Annotated in this window: 16 protein-coding genes and 1 tRNA gene; 2 read left to right on the forward strand and 15 right to left on the reverse strand. The window is 67.3% G+C overall.

Translation table 11 applies throughout. The annotated features are described in order from the left end of the window. Positions 1-19: 19 nt before the first annotated feature. Entirely contained in the window at positions 20-742 is a 723-nt protein-coding gene (locus FRZ32_RS14970) for a COG3904 family protein (protein ID WP_147044518.1), read from the forward strand. A gap of 39 nt (positions 743-781) precedes the next feature. Here the strand turns inward: FRZ32_RS14970 and clpX are convergent, their stop codons facing one another. The 7 genes from clpX to FRZ32_RS15005 form a co-directional block, all read right to left on the reverse strand. Continuing rightward, the gene (clpX, locus tag FRZ32_RS14975) at positions 782-2035 is read right to left on the reverse strand and encodes an ATP-dependent Clp protease ATP-binding subunit ClpX (protein WP_147044251.1); all 1254 of its coding nucleotides are present in this window, start codon (positions 2033-2035) and stop codon (positions 782-784) included. A gap of 97 nt (positions 2036-2132) precedes the next feature. Continuing rightward, positions 2133-2771 (reverse strand): ATP-dependent Clp endopeptidase proteolytic subunit ClpP, encoded by a 639-nt coding sequence (gene clpP / locus FRZ32_RS14980; protein ID WP_147044252.1) that lies wholly within the window; start codon positions 2769-2771, stop codon positions 2133-2135. A 99-nt stretch (positions 2772-2870) separates the two neighbouring features. Continuing rightward, entirely contained in the window at positions 2871-3158 is a 288-nt protein-coding gene (locus tag FRZ32_RS14985) for a glycine zipper domain-containing protein (RefSeq protein WP_147044253.1), read from the reverse strand. Between the two features lie 73 nt (positions 3159-3231). Then, positions 3232-4182, reverse strand: a complete 951-nt coding sequence (locus FRZ32_RS14990) for a glycosyltransferase family 2 protein (RefSeq protein WP_147044254.1) — start codon at positions 4180-4182, stop codon at positions 3232-3234. 102 nt (positions 4183-4284) lie between these two features. Beyond that, on the reverse strand, positions 4285-5868 hold the full coding sequence (tig, locus tag FRZ32_RS14995) for a trigger factor (protein WP_147044255.1): 1584 nt from the start codon (positions 5866-5868) through the stop codon (positions 4285-4287). Positions 5869-5933: 65 nt separating this feature from the next. Next, positions 5934-6016, reverse strand: a tRNA-Leu gene (locus FRZ32_RS15000). An 87-nt stretch (positions 6017-6103) separates the two neighbouring features. Further along, entirely contained in the window at positions 6104-6361 is a 258-nt protein-coding gene (locus tag FRZ32_RS15005; RefSeq protein WP_192901902.1) for a hypothetical protein, read from the reverse strand. Between the two features lie 171 nt (positions 6362-6532). Between FRZ32_RS15005 and FRZ32_RS15010 the strand changes: the two genes are divergently transcribed. Next, positions 6533-8176 carry a M28 family peptidase gene (locus FRZ32_RS15010; protein WP_147044256.1) on the forward strand — a complete coding sequence of 548 codons (1644 nt, stop codon included), beginning with the start codon at positions 6533-6535 and terminating at the stop codon, positions 8174-8176. 445 nt (positions 8177-8621) lie between these two features. Here the strand turns inward: FRZ32_RS15010 and FRZ32_RS15015 are convergent, their stop codons facing one another. The 8 genes from FRZ32_RS15015 to phhA form a co-directional block, all read right to left on the reverse strand. Next, the gene (locus FRZ32_RS15015) at positions 8622-9590 is read right to left on the reverse strand and encodes a polysaccharide deacetylase family protein (RefSeq protein ID WP_147044257.1); all 969 of its coding nucleotides are present in this window, start codon (positions 9588-9590) and stop codon (positions 8622-8624) included. Then, a complete protein-coding gene (locus tag FRZ32_RS15020) occupies positions 9587-10741 on the reverse strand; it encodes a GNAT family N-acetyltransferase (RefSeq protein WP_147044258.1) in 1155 nt (384 codons plus the stop codon). The genes FRZ32_RS15015 and FRZ32_RS15020 overlap by 4 nt, the downstream gene beginning before the upstream one ends. Positions 10742-10777: 36 nt before the next feature. Further along, complete coding sequence (locus tag FRZ32_RS15025) at positions 10778-12361, reverse strand: long-chain fatty acid--CoA ligase (protein WP_147044519.1); 1584 nt, start codon at positions 12359-12361, stop codon at positions 10778-10780. A gap of 88 nt (positions 12362-12449) precedes the next feature. Continuing rightward, positions 12450-15929 (reverse strand): DNA polymerase III subunit alpha, encoded by a 3480-nt coding sequence (gene dnaE / locus FRZ32_RS15030; protein WP_147044259.1) that lies wholly within the window; start codon positions 15927-15929, stop codon positions 12450-12452. Positions 15930-15990: 61 nt separating this feature from the next. Then, positions 15991-16662, reverse strand: a complete 672-nt coding sequence (locus tag FRZ32_RS15035) for an ABC transporter ATP-binding protein (protein WP_147044260.1) — start codon at positions 16660-16662, stop codon at positions 15991-15993. Beyond that, entirely contained in the window at positions 16655-17905 is a 1251-nt protein-coding gene (locus FRZ32_RS15040; protein ID WP_147044261.1) for a lipoprotein-releasing ABC transporter permease subunit, read from the reverse strand. Before FRZ32_RS15040 ends, FRZ32_RS15035 begins: the two co-directional genes overlap by 8 nt. Further along, positions 17902-19224, reverse strand: a complete 1323-nt coding sequence (gene proS / locus FRZ32_RS15045) for a proline--tRNA ligase (protein WP_147044262.1) — start codon at positions 19222-19224, stop codon at positions 17902-17904. Before proS ends, FRZ32_RS15040 begins: the two co-directional genes overlap by 4 nt. Before the next feature lie 356 nt (positions 19225-19580). Further along, positions 19581-20381, reverse strand: coding sequence for a phenylalanine 4-monooxygenase (gene phhA / locus FRZ32_RS15050; RefSeq protein ID WP_147044263.1), 801 nt, complete (start codon positions 20379-20381; stop codon positions 19581-19583). Positions 20382-20410: the final 29 nt, after the last annotated feature.

Raw genomic sequence — 20410 nt, forward strand, 5'->3', positions numbered from 1 at the left:
GTTCGCTTCCCTCCTCGCGATGGCGGCCCTGTGCGCGAGCGCCGGCGTCGAGGCCCAGCAAGGGGCACGCGCCAATCCCACCTGTCCGGAAAACCCGAACTGGTCCAATTATCGGGAGATGCGCTTCACGGTGCAGGAACGGCCCGGCCAGCGCCCGGTGCTGCTCGCCGAAGGTGCGATCGACGACAATCTGATCCCCCGGCTGCGCGCGGCGATCGAGGCGTTTCAGGGCGACGAGATCTGGCTGCGGTCTCCGGGCGGCAATGCGCGTGTCGGCAACGAAGCCGGGCGCATCATCCGGGAGAACAATCTCCAGACCCGCATCCCCGCCGGATGGGCCTGTTTCTCCGCCTGCAATTTCCTCTTCATGGGAGGAACCGCCCGTTACGTGGACAATGGCGGGTTGTTCATCGTCCACATGTTCACCCATACGAGCGACCGGCAGGCGATCCGCCAGCAGGTCGCCCAGGGCGAGGACAATACGATCGGATTGATCGGCGACATCGAACAGGATTCCGCGCTGCTCGCCAGCGAGGACAATGATTTCCTGATCCGTATGGGCATCTCGCGTCGCCTGCTGACCGAGGTCATGTATCAGCAAAGCGCGGTCGGCGACGGCGATCCGCGCACGCGGATGCGCTGCCTCACCCAGGCCGAGGTCAATACCTACAATGTCGCGACCGTGCCCTGGGCCGGCACGACGCCGAGCCAGAACCAGCCGGCGCGACGCAGCGGCAAGTAGCGCGCACGCGTCGCGGACCGGTTCCGACGGGTCCGCAGCCTAAGCTGCGTCTTCGGCCTTGGCGTAGGTGCGGATCGGCTCCTTGCGGCCTTCGACCACGTCCCTGTCGATCACCACTTCGTCCACGCCGTCCATCGACGGGAGGTCGAACATCGTGTCGAGCAGGATATTCTCCATGATCGAGCGGAGGCCCCGCGCGCCGGTCTTGCGCTCGATCGCCTTCTTGGCGGTCGCGACCAACGCGTCGTCGGTATAGGTGAGCTTCACGTCCTCCATGTCGAACAGCTTCTGATACTGTTTGACGAGGGCGTTCTTCGGCTCCTTCAGGATCTTGACCAGCGCCTCGGTGTCGAGATCCTCGAGCGTCGCGATCACCGGCAGGCGGCCGACGAATTCGGGGATGAGCCCGAACTTGAGAAGGTCCTCGGGCTCGCTCTGGCGCAGGATCTGGCCGACGCGGCGTTCGTCCGGCGCGGCGACATGAGCGCCGAAGCCGATCGACTTGCCCTCCAGCCGATCCCCGATGATCTTCTCGAGGCCGGCGAAGGCGCCGCCGCAGATGAACAGGATGTTGGTCGTGTCGACCTGGAGGAACTCCTGCTGCGGATGCTTGCGCCCGCCCTGCGGCGGCACGGAGGCGGTCGTGCCTTCCATCAGCTTCAGCAGGGCCTGCTGCACGCCCTCGCCCGAAACGTCGCGGGTGATCGAGGGATTGTCCGACTTGCGGCTGATCTTGTCGATCTCGTCGATATAGACGATGCCGCGCTGCGCCCGCTCGACATTGTAGTCGCTGGCCTGGAGCAGCTTCAGGATGATGTTCTCGACATCCTCGCCGACATAGCCGGCCTCGGTCAGCGTCGTCGCATCGGCCATGGTGAAGGGCACGTCGAGGATCCGCGCCAGCGTCTGGGCGAGCAGCGTCTTGCCGCAGCCGGTCGGCCCGACGAGCAGGATGTTCGACTTGGCGAGCTCGACATCGCCGCCCTTGGCGCCGTGCGCGAGCCGCTTGTAGTGGTTGTGGACGGCGACCGAGAGGACGCGCTTGGCCTGGCTCTGCCCGATCACATAATCGTCGAGCACCTTGCAGATCTCGGCCGGGGTCGGGACCCCGTCCTTGGTCTTGACCAGCGCGGACTTGGTTTCCTCGCGGATGATGTCGTTGCACAGCTCGACGCATTCATCGCAGATGAACACGGTCGGGCCCGCAATGAGCTTGCGGACTTCGTGCTGCGACTTGCCGCAGAAGGAGCAGTAAAGCGTGCTCTTGCTGTCGCCGCCGCTGAGTTTCGTCATAAATCGTCCTTGGGGGCACGGGCCCCATTGTCACATTAACGACGCATCCTGACCGCAAATTAGCGCGGCCACAATGGCCTAAAGGTTAACCGCCGGCTCAGGCGGCCTTCGCCGCATCCTCGTCCGCCGGCACCGGCCGACGCTCGAAAACCTCGTCGACGAGCCCGAATTCCTTCGCCTCGGCGGCCGAGAAGAACTTGTCGCGCTCGACATTCTTCTCGATCTCCTCGATCGAGCGGCCGGTATATTGCGCCATCAGCTCATTCATCCGCTGGCGGATGCGCAGGATCTCGCGCGCCTGGATCTCGATGTCGCTGGCCATGCCCTGGGCGCCGCCCGACGGCTGGTGGATCATGATCCGCGCGTTGGTGAGCGCGACGCGCATCCCCTTTTCGCCCGCCGACAGCAGGAACGCGCCCATCGAGGCGGCCTGGCCGATGCAGACGGTGCCGACGCGCGGCCGGATATACTGCATCGTATCGTGCATCGCCATGCCCGCCGTGACGACCCCGCCCGGCGAGTTGATGTACATGTAGATGTCCTTCTTCGGGTTCTCCGATTCCAGATAGAGGAGCTGGGCGGTTATGAGCGTCGCCATGTGATCCTCGACCGGCCCCGTCACGAAGACGATCCGCTCGCGCAGCAGCCGCGAATAGATGTCGAAGCTGCGCTCGCCGCGGTTCGACTGCTCGATGACGATGGGGACGAGGCCGCCGACGATGTCTTCATGGTCCATGGGAAGAAGGGTCCTGTAGGTACGTGTTGATCGACAAGGCCCAACATCGGAGGATCGGCGCGAAGGTTCAAGCCCCTCGCGCCGTCCCGGATCGGGAGATCATGAACAACGGGCGTGGCGTTGGATGTGGCGGCCGAGGAGCGCGCCGCCGGCCGCGCCGACGATCGGGCCCGCCGCGCCATGGGTCACCGCCGATCCGATCAGCGCGCCGGCGCCGCCGCCGACGAGCAGGCCCGTCGTGCCGTGGCCGCGGTAGCAGCGGTGGCGATAATGATGCACGTTGCGGTGATGGCTCACAGAGTGATGGCGCGTCCGGGCGTCTGCCGGCGCGGACATTGCGATTGGCGCAAGCGCAGCCATCGCGGTCGCGAACATGATCGTGCGCATAACTATCCTCCTCGGTGCGGGAGGCGAAACGGATCGGATCGGTCGACGTTCCGCCCGTCGCGCCGCGTGAGGCTCAGCGATCGCCGCCGGGCGCCGGGAAGCTCAGATAGTGGAGCCGGCGCACCTCGCGGCGGCCGCGAACCACGGTGTCCAGAATCAGCCCGGCGAAGAAGCTGAGCGCGGCGAGGATCATCAGCCCGGTGGCGAGGATCGCCGTGGGGAAGCGCGGCACCAGCCCCGTCCGGACGTAAGTGACCGCGAGCGGGATCGAGAGGATGACCGCGATCCCCGCCAGCAGCAGCGCCAGGCTGCCGAAAAAGAGGACCGGGCGCTCGATCCGATAGAGGTGGAGGATCGTCTTCATGATCCGCCAGCCGTCACGATAGGTGGACAGTTTCGACACCGATCCTTCCGGACGCGCGCCGTAGGCGGTGACCACCTCGCCCACCGGCATGGCGAGCTCCAGCGCGTGGACGGAGATTTCCGTCTCGGTCTCGAAGCCCGCCGAGAGCGCCGGAAAGCTCTTGGCGAACCGGCGCGAGAACACCCGATAGCCAGAGAAGATGTCGCTGAACGACCGGCCGAACAGATTGGACAACAAAGCGGTGAACAGCCGGTTGCCGAGCACGTGGCCACGGCGATAGGCTTCCGCCTCGACCTCCGACCTGCGCGCGCCGACGACCATGTCGAGCTGCTCGTCGATCAATTTGGCGATCAAGGTCGGCGCGGCTGACGCGTCATAGGTCGCATCGCCGTCGGCCATCACATAGATGTCGGCCTCGACGTCGGCGAACATGCGCCGAACGACATGGCCCTTGCCCTGCATCCGCTCCGACCGGACGATCGCGCCGGCTTCCGCCGCGACCTCGCGCGTCCCATCGGAACTATTGTTGTCATAGACGTAGATCGCCGCATCCGGGAGCGCGGCGCGGAAGGCTGCGACCGTCTGAGCGATCGCGGCCTCCTCGTTATAGCAGGGAAGGAGGACGGCGATGCGCGGCCCTGCAAGTCTCGTTTCACCCACCTGGCGCCCCCATGACTCCGTCCGTCCCGAGCGAAGTCGAGGGGCGCAAGCGATCAGTCCGTGCCAGCGCCCCTCGACTGCGCTCGGGGCGAGCGAAAGCTCCTAGGCCTCGCTCTTCGCCTTCTTTGCCGCAGGCTTCTTCGCCGGGGAAGCGGCTTTCTCGGCGGCCGGCGCGGCGTCTTTCTTCGCCGATGCCTTTGCGGGCTTCGCATCGGCCTTTGCGGGCTTCGCGTCGGCCTTGGCGGGCTTCGCATCAGCCTTGGCCGCGGCCTTCTTCGCCGGTGCCTTTTTCGCCTTGGGCGCGTGATCGTGGTCGTGATCGTGATGATCATGGCCGCAGCCCGGGCCGTGGACATGGCCGTCCTCGGATTCGATCGCGGCTTCCAGCTCCTCGCGGGAGACGGTACGCTCCGAAATCTCGGCCTGGACGAAGAGCGAGTCGACCACCTTGTCCTCGAACAGCGGTGCGCGAAGCTGCGCGGCCGCCATCGGATCGTTCTGGACATATTCCACGAAGCGCTGCCGGTCGGCCGGCTGATATTGCTGCGCGGCCTGGGCGATGAGCTGGTTCATCTCCTGCGGCGACACTTCAACGCCTGCCTTGGCGCCGATCTCCGACAGCAGCAGGCCGAGGCGCACGCGCCGCTCGGCGATCGCCTTATAATCGTCGCGGTCCTTCTCCATCTCGTCGCGCGCCGCGGCCGGATCGGCCTCGTGGCTCGCCTCGTGGAGCAGCTGGCGCCAGATCTGGTCGAACTCGGCCTCGACCATAGACTGCGGAACCTCGAAATCATGCGCGGCGGCAAGCTGGTCGAGCAGTTGCCGCTTCATGTGGGTGCGGGTGAGGCCGTTCAGCTCCTGCTCCACCTGCGCCTTCACGAGCTGGCGGAGTTGATCGATGCCCTCGAGGCCCATCGACTTGGCGAAATCGTCATCCGCCTTGATCGCGCGCGGGGTCTGCACCTCGTTCACGACCACATCGAAAACGGCCTCGCGGCCGCTGAGATAGGCGGCCGGATAATTTTCCGGGAAGGTGACCTTCACCTGCTTCTCGTCATTGGCCTTGGCGCCGATCAGCTGGTCCTCGAAGCCCGGAATCAGCCGGCCGGAGCCGAGCTCCACCGACATGTTCTCGCCCTTGCCGCCCTCGAAGGCTTCGCCGTCGACCTTGCCCTCGAAATCCATGACGACGAGATCGCCATTGCCCGCCTTGTGGCTGGCCGGCGCCGGCTCGAAGCTTTTCTGCCCTTCGAGCAGCCGGGTCACGGCCTCGTCGAGCATCGCGTCGGTGACCTCGACGGTCAGCCGCTCGAGCTTCAGCCCCTCGGTCTTGGGCGCCGGAACGTCCGGAAGCGCCTCGACCTCGACCTTCACGACCGCATCCTGGCCTTCGCCCGCCGTTTCCAGCGCGACGCTCGGCTGCATCGCCGGGCGGATATTCTGCTCGGCCATCAGCTTCTGGACGCCTTCCTGCACCGCGCTTTCGAGCGCCTGCTGGGCGAGCGCCTGCCCGTGCATCTTGCGCACCAGGTTGGCGGGCACCTTGCCGGGGCGGAAGCCGGGCATACGCACCTGCGGCGCGATCGTCTTCAGCTCCGCATCGATGCGGGCATCGATGTCCTTGGCCGGAATGGTCAGGCGGAAGGCGCGCTTGAGGCCCTCGTTCAACGTTTCGACGGTCTGCATGTTCGAGCTCAAAACTTTCCTTGTCAGCGCCACCCCGGCGCTCTTCAGTCTGACTGTGAGAGAGCTGGTGCGGGCGGAGGGACTCGAACCCCCACGGTTGCCCACTGGAACCTAAATCCAGCGCGTCTACCAGTTCCGCCACGCCCGCCGGGCTACGGCTCGGCGGCGTCTATAGCAATGCTGGCAAGGAGGGCAAGCGGATCGCGCGCATCGGCGCGCGTCCGCCACCCGATCGTCAGGCCGCCGCGGCGAGATCGCCGAGCCGCCGGCGGCCGTGGCGCACCATGCCGACGCCGAACGTACCGGCGTCCGCGAGCGGCAGCGCCGTCCCGCAGAAGGCGCACTCGGCGGACAGGCGGCCCTTGTACCAGTGCGAGCGGCCGCAGCCAGGGCAGTGGTTCGTTTCGTTCTCCCGATAGACGATGTGGTAGCCGCGACGCGCCGGATCGTGCGCGAGGGTCTGGCCGCGTTTACCGAAGATCGAAACCGTCATTGTCTCCACTCCATCCGCCGCAAGAAAATCGTGCGACGAAGCGTTTATTTCCATAGATGGATTGAACGGAAGCTGACCGACGCCGTTGGCGCCCGTTCAGCTTCGTTACCGCGATTGCCACTGCCGAGGGCTCGGTCTAGGCACTCTAAATCAGGCTTGGAGGGGACAGGGATGAAATTCGTCGCACTGGCCGCGCCGATCGCGGCGCTGCTGCTCACCGGGGCGGCGGCGGCTCAGGACGCGGCGCCCGCGCCGGCCTTTTCGGCCGAGGCCTTCCGGTCCCATGTCGTCTTCCTCGCCGACGACGCGCTCGAGGGGCGCGAGGCCGGAACCCGCGGCTATGAGATCGCGGCGCGCTACGTCGCCTCGGAGTTCGAAGGGCTCGGGTTGCGCCCGGGCGTGAACGGCGGCTGGTTCCAGCCGATCCAGTTCATCCGCTATGCGCAGAGCGGCACGCCGACGCTGACCGTCGGCGGCCATGTCTTCGCGCAGGGCCAGGGCATCTCCTTCCGCGCCCGGCCGTCGAGCGCGGCGACGGCGATCGATGCGCCGATGGTGTTCGCCGGCTACGGGCTCGACGCGCCGCAGGCCGGATTTGACGATTATGCCGGTCTCGACGTGCGCGGGAAGATCGTCGTCGCGCTTGCCGGCACGCCCGCCGACCTGCCGAGCGACGTCGCGGCCGATCTCAACGCGGAAAAGGGCCATGCGGCCGCGGCGCGGGGCGCGACCGGCCTCATCCTGGTCAGCCCGCCGCCTGCGGCCGGATCGAACGGACGGCGGCGCGGCGGCGGCGGAAGCCGGCCGGGCACGGCCTGGCTCGACGCCGAGGGGCATCCCTATCTCGACAATCCGCTCCCCTTCACCGCGACCGCCGATGCGGCGACCGCGGAGACCTTTTTCGCCCGCGCGCCGCGTCAGCTCGGCGCGATCTTCGCGGAAGCAGGCCGTGGCGGTCATCCGCACGGCTTCGCGCTCGCGCAGAATGGCGCGGTTTCGATCGCGGCGAGCGAAAACACCCCGTTCGAAAGCCGCAACGTGATCGCGATCCTCCCCGGCACCGATCGGGCGCTCGCGCACGAATATGTGCTTCTGATGGCGCATCTCGACCATATCGGCATCTGCCGGCCCGAGGGCGCGGCCGACCGGATCTGCAACGGCGCGATGGACAATGCGACCGGCATCTCGACGCTGATCGAGGTCGCCCGCGCGATGTCGCAGCCGGGCAACCGCCCGCGGCGCCCGGTGATCTTCGCGGCGGTGACCGCCGAGGAAAAGGGCCTGCACGGTTCCGAATTTCTCGCCCGCAATCCGGTGGTCGATGGCCGGGTCGTCGGCGTCGTCAATCTCGACATGCCGGTGCTCACCTACGATTTCTCGGACGTGATCGCCTTCGGCGCCGAGCATTCGACCTTGGGGCCGATCGTCCAGCGGGCGGCGGCGCGGATGCATGTCGCGCTTTCGCCCGATCCGCTGCCGCAGGAGAGCCTGTTCACCCGCTCCGACCATTTCGAGTTCGTGAAGGCGGGCGTCCCTTCCGTCTTCCTGATGACCGGCTTCGCCGGCGAAGGGCGGCAGCGCTTCACCGATTTCCTCGCCCACCAATATCACAGCCCCGCCGACGACCTGAACCAGGCGATCGACTGGCAGGCCGGCGCGCGCTTCGCGCAATTGAACTACCTGATCGCCCGCGAGATCGCCGACGGCGACCAGGCGCCGATGTGGTATGCCGACAGCTTCTTCGGGCGGACGTTCGGAGCGGGACAGCAGCATGCCCAGCGGCCGGGTTCAGGGGGCGAAGCGGCGGCACATTAGTGAGTCGCCGGATGTACGGGTTTCTACGGGCGTGTCGCCGCGCCGCAATCTCCTTCAAAGTAGGAGGGCGCACAAAGCGGGCCGAGATCTGATCTCGTAAGACCGACGTGCGCAGCGAAGGCATCCGCAACAAGATTCAACACACGGTCCGCAGTCTGTTGGCGGTCGTCCGCGCTGCGATCAGGGTCGTCGCTGGAGAGATGTCTGACTATGACGCTGGTGGCGCTTGCTCTTACCGGCCAGCAGACGACGGCGGCGCTACGGGCGGCATTGCGGCGAGGCTCGGATGGGCTCGTCGCGCGATGTCCGTTAAAGACGGATTCAAGACAGTAAGAGTAATGATCCACCCATTCGATTGCTGCGACTGGGTGTTCTCTCGGGTCGGCGCGATCCGACACCATCAATAAAAGCGCGAATGGCAACATTGCTATATCCTCCGTATTCTCTATGCGACCGCGCGTTCTCCGGGGAAATGACGTCGCACTTCGCCCAGCGTCGTGAACGTGCCGCCCACCCGGTCACGGAAGAAGGTCAGGACCTGCTCGATGCTGACCAGGAAGGCGGCGAGATCGGCCTCGTCCTTCACATAAGGCGTATGGCCGGGCGCGAGGCTCGGGCTGTGATAGGTGAGGCTGAAGAGGCTGTGGCCGCGCGCGGCCATCGCCTCGATCAGGCGGCATTGCTCGTCCGGCGGGGTGCCCTCGGGCGTCAGGCGCGAGCGGGCGACGAGGCCGGTGCGGGCAAGGAGGCCGGGGACGCGCAGGCGCTCGGCCTTCGGATTGTCGAACAGCCAGTCGGCCTTCGCGCCGAGACCGGGGAGCGCGCCGAGATAGCCGACGGTGAGCGGGATTTCGAGCAGGCCCCTGCCCTCGTCCAGCCAGTGCGGATGATCGGGCACGCCCCGGAAATCCGGACCGCCGTCGCCGGAAAGGTCGGTGTGCGGCACGAAGGAGCAATCGACCTCGTAGCCGAGATCGATCAGCACCTGCCTGGTGTTCGGCCCGAAGCCGTAGCGGCCCGCCTTGAACGCTTTCGCGCGCTCCCCGAACGCCGCCTCGATCGTCGCGGTCAGCGTCTCGATCTTCGCCCGCTCCAGCGCCGGCGGCAGGTTGCAGTGATAGGAATTGCGGGTCGTCACCTCCTCGACATGCGGCGGCGTGACCCAGGGGTGGAGATGGGCGCCGATCTCGGCCTTGCCGGCGTCGCGCAGCCCCTTGAGAAACGCGACGGCGGCCGGATCGGTCGCGACCGGATGGTCGATCACATAGGTCGGGACGATGCCGAAGCGATCGTAAATCTCGTGCGCGTGGGCCTGGGCGGGGATCGACGTGGTGGCGCGGGAATCGCGCGAGAATGGCGCCGACCAGTCAAACTCTTCCTCGGTGTCGACGACGATCAGCAGCTGCGGCGTCATCGCTTGCCCTTTCGCAGCGCCGCGACCCGCTCGAGCCCGCGCACCAGCGCATAAGCAGCGCCGCGCCGCACGCCCTTCAGCCGAACCGTGATCCGAACGATGCTGCGCCGTTCGGTCCACAAGCTGTCGATCATCGGATGATCCTCGACCGCGCAGCTGTCCATCCAGGCGATGTCGGGCCGCTCGAGCATATCGAGATTCTCGATCTGGAGCAGCACGCCCGGCGAGAAGCGGGCATATTCCTCGTCGAACACCGTCTTGAACGAATAGCTTCCCGGCGGCGTGAGGAAATTGACCAGCATCGCGATCGGCTTGCCGCCGACATCGAGCCTGCGGAACTGGAGCCGGCCGGCGGCGAAGGCAGCGGCCACGACCTCGCGGAAAAAGGCCTCGGCATGGGGATCGCAGGTGAGCGCGGTGCCCGCCTTGCCCTTCCACCCGGCCTTTTCGAGCGCGAGATAGGCGTCGCACCAGGGACGAAGCTCGGCCTCGTTGGCAAGGACATGAAAGGCGATCCCGCCGAGCTCGGCGAGGCGGTTCTTCTGGCGCCGGAGCTCCTTGCGCTTCTTCGCGCGCACCGCCTGCTCGTAATAAGCCTCGGCGGACAGGTCGCTCTCAAGGAAGGCGCGCACCCGGCGATGGACGATCGGCGCGGCACGAACCTCGGCCAGCGCGCGGTGCAGCGGCCCGTCCTCGGCGATGCCGCGCACGTGCAGGAAATTGGGCGCCCAATCGGCCGCGTCCAGCGCCTTCAGGACCGCTTCCCAGAAGGCCCTTTCCTGCCCCGCCTCGACCTGCGGGGCGTCGAGGAACATCTGATGGTGCCACCAGTTCTGGACGTAGTGCAGCGGCAGCCGCGCATAGCCGCGCTCGATCGACAGCACCATCACCCCGATCAGCCGCGCGCCGCGGCGGACCTCGACGAGGCGCAGATCGTAAAAGCGGCCGAAATGGGCGAGGCTCGCGGCGGCGAACCACTGTTCGGTGAACGGGTTCGGCTCGGCGGCGCGCGCGGCGAGCGCAGCCCACTCGCCCGCGAGGTCGATGGCGGCGCCGATCGGCCGCAACGTGACGCGCGCAGACGGCTCGGGCGGCGCTGGACGCGCGCCCGGCCCCGGTGCCGCGGCGGCGATCTGACCCGGCTGGAACATGGCCAAGCGCATAGGCCGCACTGGTAAAGGAAAGCTTCAGCCCGCCAGCCGATGGTCCCGATATTGGACACGAAGCACGGTCTTGAGCAATTTGCCGGTCGCGCTGTGCGGCAGGCCGTCGACGAACAGGATCTCGTCGGGCAGCCACCATTTGGCGACGTGGTTGCGTAGATGATCGCGGATCGCCTCGGCGGTGACCTCCGCGCCCTCCTTGCGGACCACCAGCAGCAGCGGCCGTTCGTCCCACCTGGGATGAGGCACGCCGATCGCCGCCGCCTCCGCGACCCCGGGGCAGCCGATTGCGGCGTTTTCCAGCTCGACCGAGCTGATCCATTCGCCGCCGGACTTGATGACGTCCTTCGAACGATCGGTGATCTGCAGCGTCCCGCAGGGATGGAGGATGGCGACGTCGCCGGTGTCGAACCATCCCTCCGCGTCGATGCAATCGCCGCTCTCGTCCCCGAAATAGCGGCGCAGCACCCAGGGACCGCGCACCTGCAACCGGCCCGAGCTCGCGCCGTCGCGCGGCAGGATCCGGCCGTCATCATCGACCGTCCGCAGCTCCACTCCGAACGGAACGCGGCCCTGTCGCACGACCTGATCGACCTGCTCGTCGAAGGAAAGGTCGGCCCAGTCGGCGGTGGGCGCGCCGATCGTCCCGACCGGGGAGATTTCGGTCATCCCCCAGGCATGGCCGACGCGGATGCCCAGCTTCATCAGTCGCTCGACCATCGCGCGCGGGGCCGCCGCGCCGCCAATGGCGATCATCTTCAGATGTTCGGGCCTCGCGCCGGTGCGGTCGATATGCTGGAGCATCGCCAGCCAGACGGTGGGGACCCCCGCCGAATGGGTCACCTTTTCCTCGTTCATCAGCCGGCACAGCAGCTCGGCATCGTTGAGCGCGGCGTAAACCAGCTTCACGCCCGCCATCGCCGCCGCGAACGGGAGGCCCCAGGCGGCGGCGTGGAACATCGGCACGATCGGGAGCGCGACCGTCTGCGGCGACAGGTCGAAACAGGCCGGCGCGATCTCCGCCATCGCCTGCAACATGCAGGATCGGTGCTCGTAGAGCACGCCCTTGGGATTTCCGGTCGTGCCGCTGGTGTAGCACAGCATGCACGGCTCGCGCTCCGATCCCTCGACCCAGTCATAATTCCCGTCATGCGGCGCGAGGAGATCGCTGAATTCCCCGTCGTCGAAGCAGACATAATGTTCGATGCCGGTCCACTTCGGCTTCAGCCGCTCGACGATCGGCGCGAAGGCGCGGTCGTAGAAGAGCACGCGATCGTCCGCATGGTTGGCGATGTAGACCAGCTGCTCGTCGAACAGGCGCGGGTTGATCGTGTGGATGATGCCGCCCATCCCGATCGCGCCATACCAGGCGACCAGATGGTGATGATGGTTCATGCCGAGCGTCGCGATCCGGTCGCCGCGCTTCAGGCCCATCGCCTCCAACGCCTGCGCGAGCTGCCTCGATTGATGGGCGATCCCGGCCCAGTCGGTGCGGGTGACGCTCCCGTCGGCCCAGGCGCTTACGATTTCGCGGCCGCCATGTTCGCGCGCGGCATGTTCGAGCACGCGCGGAATCCGAAGCTCGAAATCCTGCATCCCGCCAAGCATCGCCGTTCCCCCGTTCATCACCGCGGAGGCTGGAATCTCCACGCCGCCATGTCGAGGGGGAAAGCGACAGGGCCGTCGCGGGTCCGGATCAGCCGACCAGCGCGAGCCTCGGCGCCTCCAGCGGCTTGAGCCGGGCGGCGCGCACGCCGTCGATCCGCTTGACCCGTTCGGCGAGATCGGCGTCGATCGCGAAGTCGCGGCCAAGGATCAGGTCCGCACGGCCCTCGCCCAGATCGGCGGCGAGGACGAGCTGCCCATTGCCGCCCTTCGCGTCCGCCATCGCCTCGGCGAGGCGGGCGATCGCGGCGGGATCGGCGATCTCGACCTCGAGCTGGAGCCGAACGCGCCGCGCGAGACCATCGAGCGGCTGGAGCGAGCGGATGGTGACCCGCGGCGTCTCCTCTCCCGGCCTTCGGTCGAGTTCGACGCCAAGCAGCGCGCAGGCGCCGTTGCGGGCGGCCGCCTGGACCTCCTCGGCGACCATATCGTCGAACACCGTCGCCTCGAACTGGCCGGAAGGATCGGAGAGCGTCGCCATCATGTAGCGGCGCCCCTTGGCGGAGGTGCGCCAGCGCGTATCCTCGACCAGCGCGGCCATCGTCGCGCCGGTGCGGCCGCCATCGGCGGGCATCGGCATCGCCCCGAGCTGGCCGAAGGTCCGTGCGCCGTGCGCCGCGACGACATGGGCGTGGGCATCGACCGGGTGGCCGGAGAAATAGAAGCCGAAGCTCTCCTTTTCGGCGCCCATGCGCTGGGCGAGCGTCCATGGCTCGCCGCCCGGCATCCGGATCGGGACGACGTTGGCGGGCCCCTCGCCGAACAGGCCGCCCTGCCCGCTCTGCCGCGCCTCGGCGGCGCTGGCGGCGGCGGCGAGGATCGTTTCGGCCGCGCCGAAGGCCGACCAGCGCTCGGCCAGCCCGTCGAACGCGCCCGCCCCCGCGAGGCTTTCGAGCTGGCGGCGGTTGAGGAGGCGCGGATCGATCCGCGCGGCGAAATCATCGAGATCGCGGAACGGGCCGTTCAGGCGCCGCTCCTCGACCAGCTGCTCCATCGCCTTCTCGCCGACGCCCTTGAGCGCGCCGAGCGCGTAGCGGACCACCCACTCGTCGCCCGATTGCTCGACCGAGAACTCCGCCTCGCTCGCATTGATCGCGGGCGGCAGGCAGGTCATCCCGGACCGGCGCATGTCGTCGACGAAGATCGCGAGCTTGTCGGTCAGATGGATGTCGAAGCACATCGCGGCGGCGTAGAACTCGCTGCGATAATGCGCCTTCAGCCACGCCGTCTGGTAGGTGAGCAGGGCATAGGCCGCGGCGTGGCTCTTGTTGAAGCCGTAGCCGGCGAACTTGTCGATCAAATCGAACAGCTCGTTCGCCTTGGCGGCCGGGATCTGGTTGTGCTCGGCGCAGCCCTTCACGAACGTGTCGCGCTGCGCGTCCATCTCCGCCTTGATCTTCTTGCCCATCGCGCGGCGCAGCAGGTCCGCGCCGCCGAGGCTGTAGCCGGCCAGGATCTGCGCCGCCTGCATCACCTGCTCCTGGTAGACGAAGATGCCGTAGGTTTCCTTGAGGATGCCTTCGAGCAGCGGGTGCGGATATTCGATCTCCTCCTCGCCATTCTTGCGGCGGCCGAACATCGGGATGTTGTCCATCGGGCCGGGGCGATAGAGGGCGTTGAGCGCGATGATGTCCTCGAACACGGTCGGCTTCACCGCCGAGAGCGTCCGGCGCATCCCTTCCGATTCCACCTGGAACACGCCGACCGTGTCGCCCTTCTGGAGCAGCGCGTAGACGGCGGGATCGTCCCACGACAGCGCGTCGAGATCGACATGGATGCCGCGCTTCGCCAGCATCTCGACCGCCTTGCGGAGCACCGAGAGCGTCTTGAGGCCGAGGAAGTCGAACTTCACCAGCCCCGCCCCCTCGACATATTTCATGTCGAACTGCGTCACCGGCATGTCCGATCGCGGGTCGCGATAGAGCGGGATGAGCTGGTCGAGCGGGCGATCGCCGATGACGACGCCGGCGGCGTGGGTCGAGCTGTGGCGCGGCAGCCCCTCCAGCTTCATCGCCAGATCGAACAGGCGCCGAACGTCGGGATCGGAGCGATATTCGGCGGCCAGCTCCGAAACGCCGTTGAGCGCGCGCTCCAGCGTCCACGGATCGGTCGGGTGGTTGGGGACGAGCTTGGCGAGCCGATCGACCTGGCCATAGGGCATCTGGAGGACGCGGCCGGTGTCCTTGAGCACCGCGCGCGCCTTCAGCTTTCCGAAGGTGATGATCTGCGCGACCCGGTCGCTGCCGTAGCGCGACTGGACATAGCGAATCACCTCGCCGCGCCGCGTTTCGCAGAAATCGACGTCGAAGTCCGGCATCGACACGCGCTCTGGATTGAGGAAGCGCTCGAAGATGAGCCCGAGGCGCAGCGGATCGAGATCGGTGATGGTGAGCGCCCAGGCGACCACCGAGCCGGCCCCCGATCCGCGGCCCGGCCCGACCGGGATGCCCTGCTCCTTCGCCCATTTGATGAAATCGGCGACGATCAGGAAATAGCCCGGAAAGCCCATCGAGACGATGACCTCGGTCTCGAAATCGAGCCGGTCGTAATAGGCCTGGCGCTGCGCCTCGCCGAGATCGCCATAGCGCTCGAGCCGCGCCGCGAGCCCGGCGCGCGCGTCGCGGCGCAGTTGCTCGGCCTCGGCATCGAGATCGCCGCCGACGCGGGGCAGGATCGGCTTGCGCTTGGGCGCGCCGAACGCGCAGCGCCGCGCGACGACGCTGGTGTTGTCGATCGCCTCGGGCAGGTCCGCGAACAGCGCGCGCATGTCGGCGGCGGGCTTGATCCATGCCTCGGGCGACGAGCGGGCACGATCGTCGCGCGCCAGCTGGCTCGATTGGGCGATGCACAGCATCGCATCGTGCGCGCCGTGGAAATCGGCATCGGCATAGGTCGCGGGGTTGGTCGCGACCAGCGGAAGATCGTGCGTGTAGGCGAGGTCGATCAGCGCCGCCTCCGCCGCCTGCTCGACAGGATCGCCGCGACGGCTGAGCTCGACATAGAGGCGGCCGGGAAAGAGCCGCATCAGCTGCGCGAGCACGCCATCCGCGGCCGACGCCTGGCCCTCGGCGAGCAGACGGGCAAGGGCCCCCTCCCCGCCCCCGGTCAAGGCGATCAGCCCGTCGGTGCGGCCATCGAGCGCGGCGAACGGCACATGGGCTTCGTCCTCGACCGGCCGATCGAGATGCGCCGACGAGACGAGCGCGCACAGATTCTCATAGCCCTTGGCGTCCTGGGCATAGAGCGCGAGCCAGTCGACCGTCGGCGAGCGGCCATCGCCCCCCGGGCCGGGCCTCGCGACGCCGAGCAGGGCGCCGACCACCGGCTGCACGCCCTCCGCCAGGCAGGCGTCGCTGAACGCCATCGCGCCATAGAGTCCGTTGCGGTCGGTGACCGCCGCTGCCGGAAAATCGAGCCTTTTCGCGCGCTTGGCGATCGCCTTGGGATCGATCGCCCCCTCCAGCATCGTATAGCAGGAGAAGATGCGAAGCGGGACGTAGGGCGCGGGCATGGCGGGACTATGGACGCCTGGAACGAGTCGTGGGAAGCGCTGGTTGGGGCTTTTCCACAGCCTATTCGAGCACGCCCTCGTGCAGCCGCAGGACGCGATCCATCCGCGCGGCGATCCGTTCATTGTGCGTCGCGACCAGCGCGGCGCTGCCTTCCTCGCGGACGAGACGAAGGAATTCGTCGAACACGATGTCGGCCGTCGCCTCGTCGAGATTGCCGGTCGGCTCGTCGGCAAGGACCAAAGCCGGCCGGTTGGCGAGCGCCCGCGCGACGGCGACGCGCTGCTGCTCGCCGCCCGACAATTTGGACGGCCGGTGGGTGAGCCGCTCGGCAAGGCCGAGGCCGGTCAGCAGCGATTGCGCCCGCGCATTGGCCTCGGCGCGGCTCGCGCCCTTCACGAGCTGGGGGATCACGACATTTTCGAGCGCGGTGAAATCGGGCAGCAGGTGATGGAACTGGTAGACGAAGCCGAGCGTGTCGCGGCGCATCGCGGTCCGCTCGGCATCGTTGAACGCCGCCGCCTCGCGTCCCTGGATCATGATCGAGCCTTCGAACCCGCCTTCGAGCAGGCCGACCGCCTGCAGCAGGGTCGACTTGCCCGATCCTGAAGGGCCGAGCAGCGCGACGATCTCGCCCGCGCGGATCGCGAGATCGACGCCGCGCAGCACGTCGATCGTCACATTGGCCTGGCGGAAGCTGCGCCTGAGCCCGCGGACGCCAAGCACCTCACTCATAACGCAGCACCTCGACCGGATCGGTCTTCGCCGCGCGCCAGGCCGGCAGCAAGGTCGCGAGGAAGGTCAGCACGAAGGCCATGACGACGATCGCGGTGACCTCGATCGGGTCGGTCCGCGACGGCAGCTCGGTCAGGAAGCGGACCGATGGATCCCACAGATTCTCGCCCGTCACCCCCTGGAAGAAATTGACCACCGACTGGCGGAAATAGAGGCCGAGCGCACCGAGGATCAGCCCCGCGACGATGCCGAGCACGCCGATCGACACGCCCACCGTCATGAACACCTTCATCAGCCCGGCCCGGGTCGCGCCCATCGTTCGCAGGATCGCGATGTCGCGCCGCTTCGCGCGCACCAGCATGATGAGCGAGGACAGGATGTTGAACACGGCGACCACGACGATGATCGACAGCACGATGAACATGACGACGCGCTCGACCTGGATCGCCTCGAACAAGGCCGAGTTCATCGACCGCCAGTCGCTCACCACCGCACGCCCCGCGACAGCGGCGGAGAGCGGCGCAAGGATCTGCTGGACGCGATCCGGGTCGCTGGTCTGCACCTCGATCATCCCCACCGAATCGCCCATCAGCAGGAAGTTCTGCGCCTCCTGCATCGGCATCACGACATAGGCCTTGTCGAAATCGTAGAGGCCGACCTCGAAGATCGCCGCGACATGATAATCGATGATCCGGGGCACCGTCCCGAAGGGAGTCTCGCGCCCCTGCGGGCTGATGATCGTGATCGTCCCGCCAACGCCGATGCCGAGCAGTTCGGCAAGCCGCGATCCGATCGCGACATTGTCCGTGCCTGGCCGCACGTCGGCGAGGTTGCCCGCCTTCAGCCCGCGATTGATCGACGGATTGTTCCGAATGTCGTCGGTGGTCATCCCGCGCAGCAGGATCGCCTCGACCCGGCCTTCATGCGTCGCCATCAGTGGCTGCTCGATCAGCGGGGTCGCCATGGTGATGCCGGGCGTTCGGCGCGCGCGCTCCAGGATCGGCTGCCAATTGTCGAGCCGGCCGCCATAGCCCTGGATGACGGCATGGCCGTTCACCCCCACCACCTTGTCGAACAGGTCGGCGCGAAAGCCGCTCATCACGCTCATCACGATGATCAGCGCGGCGACGCCGAGCATCACCGCGACGAGGCTGATCGAGGCGACGAGGAAGATGAAGCCCTCGCCCTTGCCCGGCAGCAGGTAGCGCCGGGCGATCATCCGCTCGTAGCGGTTGAGAATCACGCGGTCAGCCTCGCGAGCGCGCTTTCGATGCTGACCTCCTCCCGCTCGCCGGTCGCGCGGCGTTTCAGCTCGACCACGCCGTTGGCCAGCCCGCGCGGCCCGACGATGAGCTGCCAGGGCAGGCCGATCAGGTCCGCGGTCGCGAACTTGGCGCCGCCCCGCTCGTCGCGATCGTCATAGAGCGTCTCGACGCCGGCATCCGAAAGCCGGCCGTAAATCTCGTCCGCCGCGCTGGTGACGCTGCCATCGTCGGCGCGCATGTTGACGAGCGCGACCTTGAACGGCGCCACTGCGTCCGGCCAGATGATCCCGGCCTCGTCATGATTCGCCTCGATGAGCGCACCGACGAGCCGCGAGACGCCGATCCCGTAGCTGCCGCCGAGCGGAGTCACCGGGCTGCCGTCCGGTCCGCTCACCGAAAAGCCGAGCGGCTTCGAATATTTGTCGCCGAAATAGAAGATGTGGCCGACTTCGATGCCGCGCGATTGCCGCAGGTCGTCGCCGAGCGCCGCCTCGCGCGCCTCGTCGCGCTTCTCGTCGGTCGCGGCATAATCGGCGGTCATCGAATCGACGAAGGCCTGGAGCGCCGTGCTGTCTTCGGCGTCGACCGCATAATCTTCGGCCGATCGCAGCGTCTCCCAGCTCTTGTGGAAAAACACCTCGCTCTCGCCGGACGGCGCGAGGATGATGAACTCGTGGGAAAGATCGCCACCGATCGGGCCCGTATCGGCCTGCATCGGGATCGCGCGCAGGCCCATTCGCGCGAAGGTCCGCAGATAGGCGACGAACATCCGGTTGTAGCTCACCCGCGCCCCGGCCTCGTCCAGGTCGAAGCTGTAGGCATCCTTCATCAGGAATTCGCGCCCGCGCATCACGCCGAAACGCGGACGGATCTCGTCGCGGAACTTCCACTGGATGTGGTAGAGGATGCGCGGCAGATCGCGGTAGCTCTTCGCCGAATGCTGGAAGATCGCGGTCAGCATGTCCTCATTGGTCGGGCCGTAGAGCAATTCGCGATCCTGGCGATCCACGATCCTGAGCATTTCGGGGCCATAGGCGTCGTAGCGGCCGGTGGCGCGCCAGTAATCCGCGGCCTGGATCGTCGGCATCAGCATCTCGATCGCGCCGGCGCGGTCCTGTTCCTCGCGCACGATCTGCTCGATCTTGCGGAGCACGCGATGGCCGAGCGGCAGCCAGGCATAGATGCCGGCGGCGGTCTGGCGCACCAGCCCGCCGCGCAGCATCAGCTGATGGCTGACGATCTGGGCGTCGGCCGGCGTCTCCTTGGAAACGGGAAGGAAATAGCGGGAAAGGCGCATGGGATCGGGACCGGTCCGGTAACTGGAATTGGAAGGCCGCTCTACGGGGGGCGATTGGGCAAGGCAACTGGGCGCGCCCACGCTCCCCTGTGGCAGACTCGCAACAGCCGGACGCCAAAGTGCCGCACCCGCGCGATGAGGCGATGACAAGCGCGCCACCGCCGCATAGCGTCTTCCCCACGCAACCAAAGGCTTAAGGCCTGGTTCGGGGAGGCTCCGGCCCCGTTCGTCCCTTGCGAGGTGGGGCGGACGCGCGGGCAGGAGCATCACAAAGGGGGTAGACGGCCTTGTGCCGTCTTACGGGTGCCCGGGCGGAAACGCCCGGGCACTTGTCGTTTCGGCCCCCCTGCGGGCCCTCAGCCGGCCACCGACAGGTCTTCCGTCCCTTCCAGCCCGGCATAGAGCGCCGGGAAATCGTGGGTCAGCAACTCGTCGAGCAGCGCCTCGAAGCTGTCGATCACGAAATAGCCGGCCTGGAACGTATCGGTCCGGTAGCGGGTGCGCAGGACCCGTTCGATGTCGAAGGCGTGACGGCTGGGTTGCGCGCTCTCCAGCGAATAATGCGATTCGCCGAAGCTCGAGACGATGCCGGCGCCATAGATGCGCAGTTCGCCATCCTCGCGGGCGAGGCCGAATTCGACCGTGTACCAGTAGAGCCGCGCAAGCCGGTGGAGCGCGCCCCGGCGCATCGATTCAAGGCCGAGTTCGCCAAGCCGCTGCATGAAATCGCCGACCGCCGGATTGGCGAGCAGCGGGACGTGGCCGAACACATCGTGGAATACGTCCGGCTCCTCGAGATAGTCGAGCTGGTCGCGCTTGCGGATGAAATTGCCGGCCGGGAACTGTCGCTTGGCGAGATGGGCGAAGAAGACGTCGTCGGGAATCAGCCCCGGCACCGACACGACCGTCCAGCGCGTGCGCGCGTGGAGCCGTTCGTTGAGCTCCTCGAGGTCCGGAATCCCGGGATGCGAGAGCCGCAGCACGTCGAGCCCCTCTTCGAAGGCGCGCACCGCGCGGCCGTGCAGCATCTTGCGCTGCCGCTCGAAGAGCAGGTCCCATACGGCATGCTCCTCCTCGGTGAAGCGCTCCCAATGCTGCGGGATCGTCCAATCGGACGCCGCTTCGACGGGCGGGTTCAGTCTCTCTTCGGTCAGCATGTCGGGGTCCTTCTTGGCACAAAGAAAAA

It is taken from the genome of Sphingosinicella ginsenosidimutans (genome assembly GCF_007995055.1).
Classification (GTDB): Bacteria; Pseudomonadota; Alphaproteobacteria; order Sphingomonadales; family Sphingomonadaceae; genus Allosphingosinicella; species Allosphingosinicella ginsenosidimutans.